A 14,198-nucleotide genomic window follows, 5' to 3' on the forward strand; every position below is an offset into this window, starting at 1 on the left:
ACTTTATGAACGTAATAGTAAACCTTGGCGAACTATTTTGGAACGAGGCCTGGATTTTATTTCAGGCCAGTCATTGGGGACGTTCTTAAATGACTAGGTGGCTAGGCGCGGGATTTGTTGTGAGCGAGGGCTAGGCCTACGGCGGCGATGGCCGCGGCAAAGAGCACCGTGACGCCCAGGTCGCAGGCGATGTCGCCCAGCACGGTGGACGTCAGGTCCGCGGCGAGCGCCTTGCCGATCGCGTCGTTCACCCAATACGTCGGCACAAAATGCGCCGCGGTCTGCACGGCCGAGCCCATGAGCGACAGCGGCATCCAGGCGCCGCCCAAAAACGTCATGAGCATGCCGAGTAAGTTGCCCACGCCGTTGAGCAGCTCCTCGCGCGCGCCCAAGCTCGACAGCGTAAAGCCAACGGCCAGCGGCGTGCACGCCAGGGCAAACGTCACCGCCAGCGCCAGACACACACGACCCGCGCCGACCTCGGCAACCGCGCCGGCAAAGCCCACGACGCCCATCATGCTCGACACGAGCCAAATGCAGACGGTGAGCACGGCGGCGGCCGCAAACACGGCAAGCGAACGCTGACGCTCGGAGACCGGGCTGGCATCCATGCGGCGCACGCGCTCGGGCTCGTTCATGCCCGAGAACACCAGCCCCACCGACACGATGACCGACGAGATAATCGCATACGCGCCAAAGTTGAAATACGACTCGAGCGTGGCAGCAGCAGCCGAGTCGACCTTGACCCGCTCGATCTGGACCTCCGCGCGCTTTGCAGCGGCATGCTCGGCGGCCTTGGCAACGTCGCCGTTAGAAGCAGCGGGCTCAAGCGCCGCCGCAGCGCCCGCGAGCGAGATCCAGCGCGAGGCCTCGGCAGACGACAGCGCCGCCGCCATGGTGCCGGCACCGTAGGTCACATCGAGCTTGGGCAGGGACTCCCCCACGCGGGCGGCTGCAACGAGGTCGTCCTCAAACCCCTCCGGGATAAAGAACACGCAGTCGGCGCTGCCCTTGGCGCTGTTGCTCTTGGAGAGCGCGTCCGCAAGGTCGTACGTGTCGTCGCCAACACCCGTGACCAGGTCAAAGCGCAACCCCAGATGCTTGGTAAGCGCACGCGAAAGATCGCTGTCGTCGCGGTCGACCACAATCACATTGGCGTCGTAGGGCTTGTACTCGGTGAGCTGCGACGAGTTCCAGCTCACCGATGCCGCGATGAACACACCCATCAGCGATATGAACACCGTATAGATGAGCAGGTAGAACGGATGCGCGAGCGCCATGCGCAGCGCAGTCTTAAAGGTGCTCATAGCGGCTCCTTCCAAAAATCAGCGTGGCGGCGGCAACAAACACCAGCGTCATGAGGACCAGCGCGCCCGCACGGATGACAAAGGGACCCAGGTCCTCAAAGAAATACAGGCGGTTGAACATGTCGCAGATGAGCTTGACGGGGTTGAGCCAGCACTCGGCCGGGCAGGCGCGGGCGACGTCGTCGGCAAGCGCCATCGCCGGCTCGCCGTAGAGGCCGGCGAACAGGGCGCACGTGGTGGCAAAGCCCGTGAGGATGCCCGACTTGGACGCCTTGCCGCCCTTAACGGGAAACGTGCCCACAAAAAGGCCCAGGCCCGTCGCGGCAAGCGCGGACACGGCGCCGCCCACCAAACACAGTCCCTCGCGCCCGCCAAAGTCGACGCCCACGACCAGGCGCACGTAGCCAATCGCGATCGTCATCGAGGCAAAGGAGACCAGCCACGAGCCCACAAAGATACCGGCCAGCGACGCCGTCTTGGAAAGGCCGCCCACGCAGCGGCGCGCGCCAAGGCCCGACAGATTGGGCTGCAGGTCGACAACGCTCAAGGCGGCAAACTCGGCAGACATCATCGCGACCAGGCCAAAAAGCGCGTAATAGTAGATGACCGTGCCATCGGGCGTGGTGCGTGTCAGGCTTACGCGGCGGGTGCCGCCCTCGAGCGACAGGGCGCGCGCAACCGCCTCCGGGTCGGCGAGCGCCGCCGGGTTGTCCTGGGCAATCTGGGACATGAGCTCGGCATTTTGTGTATACGAACTTGCCACCGTCTCCAGGATGCTGCGATCGGTGAGCACCGATGATGCGCGCGAGCTGTCGTAGCTCGAAAGCAGTGTGAGCTTGGGCGTGCCCGCGTCGTCGACCGTATAGATACCCGCGACCTCACCGGCCTTGAGCGCATGGTTCGCAGCAGCCGCGTCGTCGCACTCGTGAATCTTGAGCAGCTGGTCGTCGCCCTCCTTGGCAAGCGACGTCGCCACATCCTTAAAGGTCGAAGCGTCCCAGGCCTCGTCCGCCACGATGGCAACCGGCACCGGATCGACCGTGCCGTCGGAGCTGAGGTTCGCAAACATAAACATGAACATCGTGGAAAGCGCGATGGGAAAGAGAGCGCCCCAGACCCACGTGCTCGGCCGGCGCAGCAGCGTCTTGACCGTGGTGATGATGGTGTTGAACATGGCCGCCCCCTAGTCGCGCAGCTCGCGGCCGGTGATCTCGAGGAACACGTCGTTGAGGGTCGGCGGCTCGCTCCACACGCGGCCGAGCGCCACGTCGGCGGCGCGCAGCGTGTCGAGGATGTCGACCAGATTGTGCGGGCTCGCTTCGCAGGTGCAGACGAGCTCGCCGCCGGACAGTTCAACCGAAAGCACGTGTTCGAGGGCGCGCAGGCGCTCGACCGTGGCGGTCTCGACGGCGCCGACCTCAACGGTCACGCGCTCGCCCATCTGAATCATGCGCTTGAGCTCGTCGTTGGTGCCCTGCGCCAGCACGCGCCCGCCGTCCATGATCATGATGCGGCTGCAAATCTGCTCGACTTCCTCCATGTAATGGCTGGTATACACCACCGTGGCACCTTCGTCGCGCAGGCGGCAGATGCCCTCCAGGATGGCGTTTCGGCTCTGCGGGTCGACCGCCACCGTGGGCTCGTCAAAGAAGATGAGCTCGGGCTTGTGCGCGATGCCGCAGGCGATGTTGAGGCGTCGCGCCAGGCCGCCCGAGAGCTTGCCGGGGCGGAACTTGGCAAAGTCGCCCAGCCCGACAAAGTCGATCGCCTCGTCCACCAGCGCGCGGCGGCGCTTGCGGTCGTTGACGTAGAGACTGCAGAAATAATCGATGTTCTCGCGCACGGTGAGCTCGTCGAACACCGCCACCTGCTGCGGCACCACACCGATGCGGCGCTTGAGGTCGTAGCGGGCGGGCGTCATGGACTCGCCGAACAGCTCGATGGTGCCCTTGTCGTAGGCAAGCAGCTGCAGAATGCAGTTGATGGACGTGGTCTTGCCCGAGCCGTTGGGTCCGAGCAGGCCAAAGATCTCGCCGGGGGCGATACTCAGGTTAAAGTGGTCGAGCGCAATAAGATCGTCATAGCGCTTGACGAGGTTTTCGACGTGGACGATGTCTGTCATGAGGCGGCCCTTCTGTTGATTGCGGCCCGGTACGATTGCATCATCGCAGGAGCCGCCGGCGCGCGCCAGTGAGCTTTGTCACGAGTGCGGGGGCTCGGTCGCGTGGCCCGCTGACGCGACCGCCCCACCGTGCGGGAGGAATGTCACGGTTGCGCTAGGCGGCCCCTCCACCACGCGCAGCTTCGCGTACAATACCCGTATGAACAGGCTTTTCGACAAATCGATCGTGCTGGCGTGCTGTATTGCGGCCGCCATGGGTCTTGCCGTGGACGCTCGTCTGGTTGTGGCGTTTTGCCTTGGCATTATTGCCACCTCGCTGGCCGAGGTCACACAGGGGAAACGCACCCGACGCGCAAGCGAGGCAGCGAGCTACGCCTGCATCATCGCGGCTGTCTTCGTGCCGCCGTTTGTGCCGTTTGCGCCTCTCGCCCTCTATGACATCGCGCGCCGCGAGCACGCCTGGGTCGCGCTGGGCATTGGCTCCGTCTTTGCCTTTGCGCTCGTCGCGGACCTTCGCGCCGATGCGCTTACCGCACGAACGCTCCTGCTGACCGCCATCCTTTCGGTTGCCGCCACCTTGCTATCGCTACGCACCGCCCAGTTGGAGCGCGAGCAGCGGCGCATGCGCCGCACCCGCGACGAGCTGCAGGAACGAGCCCTCGCGCTCGAGGCGCGCAACCGCGATCTTGCCGATCGCCAGGACTACGAAGTCGAGCTCGCGACGCTCGCCGAACGCGCCCGCATCGCGCGCGAGATCCACGATAACGTCGGGCACCAGCTCACGCGCGCCTCACTGCAGGCCGAAGCCCTACGCGTGGTCCACGCCGACGAGCCTGGCGTCGCCGCCGATTTCGCCGACGTTAAACGCACGGTTGACGAGGCGCTCCAGCTTGTGCGCACCAGCGTCCACGCGCTCAACGACAACGCCGTCGACCTTTCCGTGCAGCTCGAACGCATTGTCGAAGGCACACGCTCGGACGGCGGCCCGCAGATTGAGCTTGAAGTTATGGCCGAACATGCGCCCGCAAACGTCGCCAACTGCTTTGCGGCGGTCCTGCGCGAAGCGCTCTCCAATACCATGCGCCACGCTTGCGCCCAGACCGTCACCGTACGGTGCATGGAGCATCCGTCGTTTTACCAGCTCATTGTTACCGACGATGGCGTGGGTGAGGTCCAAGCAAGCGGCCGCGGCGCTGCGGAGGGCATGGGGCTCGCCTCCATGCGCGAGCGCGTCGAGGCGCTTGGCGGCACCTTCACCGCCGGCCCGCGCGCCGGCACCGGCGGCTGGCGTGTGTTTGCCACCGTTCCCAAACAGCAAGGAGATGAGGGCCGATGAGGCTCATCGTTGTCGACGACGACCGCTTGGTGGTCGATTCGCTCAAGATTATCCTGGGCGCCCAGCCGCAGATCGAAGTGGTGGGCACCGGTGCCAACGGCAACGATGCGGTGGCGCTCTACGCCGAACACGCACCCGATATCGCGCTGCTCGACATTCAGATGCCGGGGCGCGACGGACTTTCGGCGGCACGCGAGATCCTTGAGCGCGACCCTTCGGCGCGCGTGGTGTTTCTAACGACATTCTCGGATGACGAGTACATTGTGTCGGCGCTCAAGCTGGGCGCCCGCGGTTACCTGATCAAGACCGATGTCGCCGCCATTCCGCCGGCGTTGGCACAGGTCATGGACGGCAAACGCGTGCTCGAGGGCAAGGCAATCGAAGATGTTGACTTTGACGGGATGGGCAACAAGGCAGACACGTCCCGCCGGCCCGCGGCCTTTGCCGGCCTGACCGACCGCGAGTTCGAAGTCGCCGAGCTCATCGCCCGTGGCCTCGACAACAAGGAGATTGCCGCCACAGCCTATATGGGCGAAGGCACCGTGCGCAACCACATCAGCTCGATCCTGGCAAAGATGGGCCTGCGCAACCGCACGCAGATCGCCATCGCCTACCTGCGAGGGTAATTACCCAACGACCGACCACCCCGGCATAGCAAAATGGCTACCACCGATTTAATACCATTTCAAAACTATGCCGGTTTACTACGATGAATCGTCCACCTTCGACCACGGCAAATTGCGCGCTTGCAAAACCGCAGGTAGAACGCTTGCAATATTTAGAAAAATGCAGTCATGGTCGGGAATGTCGAATTCATCGTAGTAAACCGACATAGTTTTGTTCGGGCGGCCCTGCACGAGTACCTCCGCAAGCCTCGCGGGACCAAAATGATCCGTTTTCTTCCGCCGCGGAGATCGGTTGACGGTGCCTGCCACGAAACCGGCCCATCTACTACGTTTGACTCGATACCCCTGACCATACCTTCGTTTTGAACAAAACCGCAGGCGTTCTACCTGCGGTTTTGTTTTCGCGCTTTTCGGCATGGTTGGGGGTAAGGGGCTAAACGTAGTAGATGGGCCGGTTTCGCGGCAGGCCCTTCTCGCCTACGCACAAAAGCGCCGCCACGGAGGAGGGAGATGCCTCCGTGGCGGCTGGGGGTAGGAGTAGGTCGGGATTTAGCCCTGCCGGCCGCCCGGGACCTTTTGGCCCCGGGCGCTGTCGACGTGCCTAGCGCTTACGGATACCCCAGACCAGGGCTCCGACGCCGGCCATGGCGATGACGAATGCCATGAGCAGTGCGGCAGCCTGCTGGTCACCCGTGGTGGGCAGGAAACCCTTGACCGTCTTGACGATGTTCGTCACGGTCTTGGGCGTGCCGGGGTCGGGCGTCGGCGTAGGAGTCTCGGGCTTCTTGTACGTGTTGTTGAACACGATGCCCTCGACGCTCTTGTCGCCCTTGGCAAAGGCGACGCTTGCCTTGAGGCTGCCCTCGCCGTCATCGACCACGTTGACGGTCGCGGTAAAGACGGACTTGTCGTAGGTCATACCGGCCTCGTCGCCCTTGACCTCGCTGATGGTGTAGACGTGCGTACCGGGCTCGTCGTACTCAAACTTGTCGAAGCTGATCTTACCGTCGGCATCGTTGGTGACGGTGGACTCGATGCCCTCGCCAACGAGCTTAAAGCTGAACTCGTCCTTCTTGAGCTCGCGTCCCTCGAGCACCTTGATGGCGCCGATGGAGACTTGGGTGGGCATGGCGTGATACTTGTTGGTAAAACCAGCCGACTCGGTGGTTCCCTCGAGCTTGTGCGTCACGGCCAGTGTGCCATCGCCGTTGTCAGAGACGGTGGCCACGACGGTGTAGGTCGTACCGTCATAGGTGACGCCCTTGTACAGGCCGAGCGCATTGGGGCAAGCCTCGCGCAGCGTGTACGTGTGCGTGCCGGGCGCCTCGTAGCGGATCGGGCTCAGTGTCACAGTGCCGTTGGCGTCGTTGGTGCCGCTAGCGACAACCACGCCGTCCTCGAGCAGATCAAACGTGAACTCGCCGGCTGCAAGGTCGCGTCCGGTCAGACGCTTGACCGTCTTGACCTGATCGGTCACGACAGAGTCGGTGGGCGTTACGCTGTAGGTGTTGATGAATGTGAAGGCCGCACCGTCGTCGCCGTTGCGCACGACGCTCAGATGTCCGGCGCCGTCGTCAGTCACGGTATAGGAAACCTTGCGCGTGGCGTTGGCATCGTTGGTCACGCCAGGGGCGCTGCCGGTCTCGGTCACCGTATAGGTAAAGATGTGCGAGCGCGGGGCGGTGGGGGCTGCGGGCTCGGACTCGTCGCTGGGCTCGTCGACGTTGGCATCAGCGTCGGCGTCGGCCTCTTCAGCCTCGGCCTCGTCAGCTTCGTCCGCCTCGGCCTTATCGGTCGCATCGTCCGCCACGCCCAGGGCGCGGTTGAGGTCCTCGAGCGTAAAGTGGATCTTGCCAAAGTCCACGTTGCCGGCCGCGTCGTTGGTTGCGGTCGTGCGCTCGGGCATCGGGGCACCAGCCTCGTCGGCGGTCACGGTAAAGGTGAACTTACCCGTGATGTCGGCCGGGGCCAGGCCCTCGGCAACCTGGAGCTTCTTAGTACCGGTGAGCGCGGCATCGACGGCCTCGGCGCCGTAGACGTTCTCGAACAAGGGCTCGACGCCGCCGTAGTCGACCGTTGCCGTCAGGGTACCGTCACCGTTGTCGACGACGATAACCTTAAAGCCAAAGCTCCACGTTGTAGCGGAAACGCCATTTGGCAGCCCGAATAAATCTTCGTAGGCCGTGTAGTTAATGGTCCAGGCAAGCTTGCCGTCCTTATCGGTACGATAAGCAAGCCCAGCAGCCTCAAGATTAGCAAGCATCTTGGTGTCGTAGTGCAGCGTATCAAAGCTCACGTGCCCGCCGATATTGGGCTTGAGGTTTTCGTATGCCACAAGCTCACCCTGATAGGCGATACCGAACCAGAACTCGCCGTCGACCATCGGGCGACCGGTCAGGGTCTTGGCGGCAACGACCTGAGCAGCGGTGCCACCAGGCGTGTTGGTCGTAGCGCTATAACTGTTGACGAACGGAACCACGGCGCTCTCGACCGCAGCCGCGCCGGTCTTGTACTCGGTCACCAGCGTGCCCTCGGAACCGCCGGAGACGGTCGTCGTGGCGGTGAGCGTACCGGCGGTGTCGTCGGCGATGGCGATCGTCACGGTGCGGACAGCGTCGTCGTAGGTGTAACCCGGCTGGCCGTCGTTCTTCTCGGCCACGGTGTACGTAAAGGTCTTGCCGGCATCAGCCTGCGTAAATTTGGCCTCATGGCCCGCCAGGATGTCAATCTGACCGACCGTTCCCTCTATCGTTGCAGGGGACTCGAAGTTGTTGGCCCCGGGAAGCAGGCCAAGTGCGCGAGCCGAATCATCGTCGGCGGGCGTCACGGTAAAGGTGAACTGCCCCTCGGTCATGGGACGTCCGTAGAGGGTCTTGCTGAGCTTGAGGCCGCCGGCCGCGGCGTAATCGAGCTCAGTGCGGTACGTGTTGGTAAAGCGTCCGTTTTCCTTCTTGGTGACGTTTGCGGTCAGGTTGCCATCGCTGTCCTCGGTCACGGTCACTTCGGCGGTTGCGACATGCGCGTCATACGTCATACCGACCGTGCTGCCCGCGTTCTCGCGAATCTCGTACTTATAGGTTCCGGCGGCAGCGTAGTGAATCTTGCCGAACTTGATGGCGGCGATGCCGTCCTTCGCGTCCTTCTTGCTCACGGTTACGGTTGCGGGATCGGGCAGCGGGGCGCCTTCGGAGGCGGTGATGGTAAAGCTAAACTCGTCCCCATCCGTCCAGTCGCGGCCGCTGATGACCTTGCTCAGGTCAAAGTCGAGCTCTGCATCGAGCGGGATCACGCTGTAGGTGTTCTTGAACTCGGCGGGCTCGGTACCTTTCAGGACATGCTCGGCCTTGAGGGTGCCGTCGCCGTTGTCCGTGATGGTGGTCTCGATGGTGTACTTGGCGTCGCTGTAGGTGACGCCCTTGCTGGTGGTTCCGCCCTTGGCCTCGCGCAGCGTGTAGGTGTGCTTACCAAGCTTGTCGTAGGCGATCTTGTCCATGGCGATCGTGCCGTCGGCAGCGTTGGTGCCCTTGGCGACAACCTCGTCGCCCTCGACCAGCTCAAAAGAGAACTCGCCGGCAGCAAGCTCGCGCCCGGTCAGGACCTTGTTCGCGGTGATCTGGTCGGTGACGCTCGTCTCGACAGGCGTCACGTTATAGGTATTGGTGAACGTAAATGCCACATCGCCGTCCGGCTTGCAGGATACGCTCAGATTGCCCTTGCCGTCATCGGTCACGGTGAAGGAAACCTCGCGCGACAGCTTGGCGTCGTTGGTCACGCCAGCGACCTCGCCGGACTCGGTCACGGTATAGGTAAAGGTGTGCTCGCGCTTCTCGGGCTTCTCGCCCAGAGCCTTGTTAAGGTCGTCGAGCGTAAAGGTAATCTTGCCAAAGTCGACCTTGCCCTTGGTATCATTGGTCACGCTCGCGTTCGCGGGCATGGGTGCGCCCTCTTCACCGGTCACGGTAAAGGTGAACTTGCCGGCAATGTCAGCCGGGGTCAAGCCGTCGGCGACTTGCAGATTCTTGATGCCCGCAAGCGATGCCTCGGCAGCATTCGTGGCGTAGGCGTTCTTGAACTCGATGCTCTTGACGTCCTTGGCGCCCTTCAGCTCGTGCGTGGCAACCAGCTGGCCCTTGCCGTTATCGGCGATGGTCGTCACGACAGTGTGGATCGTATCGTCATAGGTGATGCCGCCGGCGTCGCCCTTGACCTCGCGCAGCATGTAGGTGTGTTGGCCGATCTCGGTGTACTTGATGGTGCTGAACGTCACCTTGCCGTCGGCGGCGTTCGCAACGGTCTCGATAAGCTCAGAGTCCTCGCCCTTAACCTCGCGCAGCTCAAAACTGAACTCGCCTTCCGTCAAGTCGCGCCCGGTCAGGGACTTGGCCACGGTAATCTGGTCGGTAACGCTGGACTCAACAGGATCCGCAGCGTAGACGTTCTTGAACTCGGTCACTTCGGCTTCACTCCAGGCCACCTTCACAGCGGCGCTGAGCTCACCCTTCTTGTTGGGCGTCACCGTCACGGTGATCTCCGCGACGCTACCGCTGTAGGCAATGCCGTCAATCGTGGTCCCGGCGTGCTTTTCGCTAACCTTGTAGACGTACGTGCCAGGCTCGGTGTATTCAATCGTGCCGAAGTCGATGGCAGCCTTGCCCTTGTCGTCCAGGTCGGCCCCGTGCACGATCGCAGTCGTAGTCGCAGGCATCGGAGCATTGCCCTCGGACGTCAGCCCAAACTCAAACGTGTCCGTATCCGTCCAGGCGCGGCCCTCGAGCACCTTGGTTAGACCAAAGCTGGCCTTGGTGTTCACCATTGCCGGCGTCATGTCATACGCAAAGCTGATCTTGCCGTTGTTGCCCAGGTAGGAATTGACATGCGTCGCAGCTGCCTTGGCGGACATGTTGTTCCACTTGGGGTTGAGAACGTCGGTCGCGGTGCCGGTGTTGTTGTCGCCCACGCTCTTCTTGGCGGTATGGAGCTCGTCGATAAAGGCCAGGCGCGCGGTTCCCACGCTAAACGACAGGTTTCCGTCCTTGTCGGCAACTATAGCGCCGTCAAACTTGGCAGCGTCGCGGCCGATAAACTCGATGACGGCGGTGGCAGACTTAGCCTCACCGTTCGCGCCCTGCTCCTCAAACTCATCCTTGTAGTAATAGGTGCCGGTATCTGCCAGCGAATTCTTTGCAGGCTGCGTGCAGTCCTTATCCGCGTAAATGGGAGTCTGCTTCTGGAAGTAGTAGTAGCGGTTGGTGTCGGCCGGCTCAAAGGTCGCAACCGTATCACCCAACGCACCACCGCTCCACTTGTTCGCGTAGAAGCTCACGGTCTTGGCGCCGTTGGCAACAGCCGTATTGCTCTCGATGTAATCCTTGAGCCCCGTTACCTTCTCGGGCGTAAGCAGGTTGTCGAGTGCGCCCTTCTTCACGCTCGAGGCATACTTCACCTGGATGGGCTTAACGGTATCGACCGAAAGCTTGCCGTCTACGGTCTTAAGGTGACTCAGAGGAATCAACGACGCGGGAATGTTGACCGTTACGATATCGCCCTTCTGGGGATTATCATCGCCGGCACGCTGCACGGTGATGAGCAGGTCTTTTGCCTTGCCGGCGAACTCGTAGGTGTCGGTATTGGTTTCTTTGTTGACCGTCTTGCTCGCCTCGGTAAACGGCGTGCCGTTGATGACGACTTCGGTAAATCCGTCGACCTGCATAAAGTCGCCCAGCTCGTCGGTAAACGTGATGTAGCCGGACTTGGTCTCGTCGTAGCCCTTGTGGATTTCGGTCGGATAAGGCGGCTCCGATGTGATGGCCTGTGAGATGTCGTCGAAGACCTTCTTGAGCTCTTCTGCATTGGTCGCCGACTTGTAGTAGTCGGAGTTTTCCGCGCGTGTGCCGTGGGTATCCCATGCCGTGGCATTGGGATAGTTGCTCGACACGGCCTGCATGAACTTGTTCGCTTTATTCGCTTCGTCTGTTCCTAAATCTTGAATGCCCGCACCGGGATTCGCTCCGCCAAAGATACCGATGGTATAAACGGTGGCCTTGCCGTCCTTCATGTTCTTAGCAGCTGTCACGGCAGCGTTGGCGACACCCGCATCGAATTTATTTTGCTTTGTTGGCGTACCGTCGGTAAAGAACACGATAATCTTCTTGGCGTCTTTGCGGCCAGAAGTGATAGTGATTCCCTCGGCCAGCTCTAGGCCATAGTCGGCGCGGGTGGCGCCGGCAGGCTGAATTTGATTAATTGTATTCTTCTTGAGATCATCCGCATTGCTGCCGGAACAGTAGGTCAATTCTTTCATAACCTGGGTGTAATTGTAGGAGTACCCTCCGTCGCGATACATATTGTTGCCGATATCGTTGGACTTCTTGCCCGCAAACTTAACAATGGCAACCCTATGCTGCCTATCAACACCCTCGATAGCCTCGTTTTGTTTGGCGATGGTATCGATAAAGCTGTTCGCAGCGCCCTTCAGTGCATCGATACGCTTGGTGCGATCTCCGCCACCCATAGGATCATCCATCGAGCCGGAGGCATCCAACACCATCACGATGTCGAGTGGCGTGGTGACCGTCACGGTCGAATTAGACGTTGAGGACATCGCCGAAAGCGTAGTCACAAAATCTGACGCTTTGTTTTCTCCAGTTTCCTTAACCGTCTTGTCGGTCCAGATTCGGCCGACGTTTTGAGTCGTTACTTTGTTACCGTTGTGACCGACCGCCCAGATTTCCCAGCGTCCGCTGGTATCGGGGTCGACGACCTTTCCGGTCATTGTCGGTCCGTCCATACCGGTGCTGGACCTGGCGTTGGCCTCGGGCAGCATGGCAAATGCTGCAGCCGGCAACACCAGCACTACGGCCAGTATCACCGCCAAGAGACCCCTCGTGTACTTACTCATCGCGTCTCCCTTCTCGCAGGCTCAGACCTTGCATCAGCCTAAAGTTACGGAATGAGACACAATTTGGGCAGGTGACACACGTTCCAGATTCGGTTTTGGGCGTGAGACAAATGTCTCATCAAAGTTGAGACACAAGCGTTTTCGCAGGAAAACGGGTGCGACTCGGAGCCAACAGGCCAAAATGATCCGCTTCCTCCGTCCCCGGGGAATCAGGGGCTGGCACCAGCATGGCGCCATTTCAAAACTATGCCGGTTTACTACGATGAAAACGGAACCCCCGACCACACTCACTTTTTTCGCAAAGTCGCAAGCTGTCTACCTGCGGTTTTGTTTTTGACGGATGCGGGGTGGTTGGAGGTTGGCGATTTGTCGTAGTAATCCGGCATAGTTTTGTTCGCGACGGTACAACCGTGCGTTCACGCGCGGGGCCGGTGGGGCATTTTTGCCCCACCGGCCCCGTCTTCGCGTTACTCCGGCTTGGTTTCTACCGTGGGAGTCTTATCCGCCGCAACTGGAGTACGGGCGGTGTCCATAGTCAGGCAGTGCTTGGGGCAGCTCTCGATGCACTCGCCACACACCACACAAGCATACGGGTCAATCGACCACGTTCCGCCCTTGCGATCGACCGCGAGCGCGCCCGCCGGGCAGCGGCGCGCGCACATGCCGCAGCAGATGCACACGTCCATGTCGTTGACGATATGCCCGCGCAAGCGCTCGGGTGCCGTCAGCTTCTCCTGCGGATAGCGCACCGTGACCGGTTGCTTGACCATAGAGCCCAAGGCCGTCTTGGCAAATGTCAGTAAACTCATGCCGCGCCTACCTTTCCGTGCAGCTAATGCAGGGGTCGATGGTCAGGATAATCATGGGCACGTTGGCAAGGAGCACGCCCTGCAGCGCATGTGTCAGACCCGCCAGGTTTTGCGACGTCGGCGTGCGCACGCGGAAGCGGTCCAGGTTCTTGGTGCCGTTACCGCGCACATAGTAATACGCCTCGCCGCGCGGCTGCTCAATCACAACCTCGCCGCGTGCGCCGTCGGCCGGCGTAAGCTTGGTGCGCCCGCCGATCCCGTCGTGCGGAATCTTGCCCACAAGCTCCTTAATGATGTCCATGGCCTGCGTGACCTCGGCACAGCGCACCTGGCAGCGGGCATAGCAATCGCCATCGGTAGCAACGATGGGCTCAAACGCAGCCAGATCCGCATAGGCACCGTCGTCAAACATGCGCACGTCGTAATCCACGCCCGATGCGCGCCCAAACGGACCGACCATCGAAAGCTCCAGCGCGTCTTTCTTGCTAATCACGCCCACGCCATGCAGGCGCTCGCCGCAGCTGTTGTCGTCCAAAAACGTATGCACCAGGGCCTCGTAGTCAGGACGCATGGCATCGAGCGTCTGGACAATGCCCGCCAGCTCGGAGTCCTCGATGTCGTGCTTAAGGCCGCCGATCTCGTTAATCGACAGAATCACGCGCCCGCCGCAAGTGCTCTCAAAAATCTTGAGTATCTGCTCGCGCAGGGTCCATGACCGATAGAACAGCACCTCGAAGCCAAAGGCGTCGGCGAGCAGGCCCAGCCACAGCAGATGCGAGTGGATGCGCGAAAGCTCGTGCAAAATGGTGCGGATATACTGCACACGGCCGGGCACCTCGATGTCGAGCATGCGCTCGCAGGCGCTGGCATAGCCGCAGCTGTGGCCCACGGCGCAAATGCCGCAGATGCGCTCGGCGATGTAGCCAAACTGATGCATGTCGCGCTTTTCGGTGAGCTTCTCGAGTCCGCGGTGCACAAAGCCGATCTGTGGAATTGCCTCGATGACGCGATCGTCCTCGATCACCAGGTCCAGATGAAGCGGCTCGGGCAGCACCGGGTGTTGCGGGCCAAACGGAATAACGGAGCGATGTGCCATGGAC

8 protein-coding genes are annotated in these 14,198 nt (G+C 61.5%); 2 read left to right on the top strand and 6 right to left on the bottom strand.

Annotated elements, in window-relative coordinates:
* Positions 1-101: 101 nt before the first annotated feature.
* Genes AAAX77_RS00975 through AAAX77_RS00985 form a run of 3 tightly spaced genes read right to left on the bottom strand, consistent with a single transcriptional unit; the run spans position 102 to position 3,429 of the window.
* Complete coding sequence (locus AAAX77_RS00975; protein ID WP_349104326.1) at positions 102-1,307, bottom strand: ABC transporter permease; 1,206 nt, start codon at positions 1,305-1,307, stop codon at positions 102-104.
* Positions 1,294-2,481: an ABC transporter permease gene (locus AAAX77_RS00980; protein WP_349104327.1), complete on the bottom strand. Its 1,188-nt coding sequence runs from the start codon at positions 2,479-2,481 to the stop codon at positions 1,294-1,296. The genes AAAX77_RS00975 and AAAX77_RS00980 overlap by 14 nt, the downstream gene beginning before the upstream one ends.
* A 9-nt stretch (positions 2,482-2,490) precedes the next feature.
* Positions 2,491-3,429, bottom strand: coding sequence for an ABC transporter ATP-binding protein (locus tag AAAX77_RS00985; RefSeq protein WP_349104328.1), 939 nt, complete (start codon positions 3,427-3,429; stop codon positions 2,491-2,493).
* A 199-nt stretch (positions 3,430-3,628) separates the two neighbouring features.
* Here AAAX77_RS00985 and AAAX77_RS00990 point away from each other — a divergent pair, with 199 nt between their 5' ends.
* The gene (locus tag AAAX77_RS00990) at positions 3,629-4,765 is read left to right on the top strand and encodes a histidine kinase (protein WP_349104329.1); all 1,137 of its coding nucleotides are present in this window, start codon (positions 3,629-3,631) and stop codon (positions 4,763-4,765) included.
* Positions 4,762-5,391, top strand: a complete 630-nt coding sequence (locus AAAX77_RS00995) for a response regulator transcription factor (protein ID WP_035136584.1) — start codon at positions 4,762-4,764, stop codon at positions 5,389-5,391. Before AAAX77_RS00990 ends, AAAX77_RS00995 begins: the two co-directional genes overlap by 4 nt.
* 601 nt (positions 5,392-5,992) lie before the next feature.
* Here AAAX77_RS00995 and AAAX77_RS01000 read toward each other — a convergent pair.
* The 3 genes from AAAX77_RS01000 to AAAX77_RS01010 form a co-directional block, all read right to left on the bottom strand.
* Entirely contained in the window at positions 5,993-12,289 is a 6,297-nt protein-coding gene (locus AAAX77_RS01000) for an FctA domain-containing protein (RefSeq protein WP_349104331.1), read from the bottom strand.
* 467 nt (positions 12,290-12,756) lie between these two features.
* Positions 12,757-13,098, bottom strand: a complete 342-nt coding sequence (locus AAAX77_RS01005) for a 4Fe-4S dicluster domain-containing protein (protein WP_138113720.1) — start codon at positions 13,096-13,098, stop codon at positions 12,757-12,759.
* Between the two features lie 7 nt (positions 13,099-13,105).
* On the bottom strand, positions 13,106-14,194 hold the full coding sequence (locus AAAX77_RS01010; protein ID WP_349104332.1) for a nickel-dependent hydrogenase large subunit: 1,089 nt from the start codon (positions 14,192-14,194) through the stop codon (positions 13,106-13,108).
* Positions 14,195-14,198: the final 4 nt, after the last annotated feature.

Origin of the sequence: Collinsella sp. CLA-ER-H6 (assembly GCF_040092305.1) — a bacterium.
Taxonomy (GTDB): Bacteria; Actinomycetota; Coriobacteriia; order Coriobacteriales; family Coriobacteriaceae; genus Collinsella.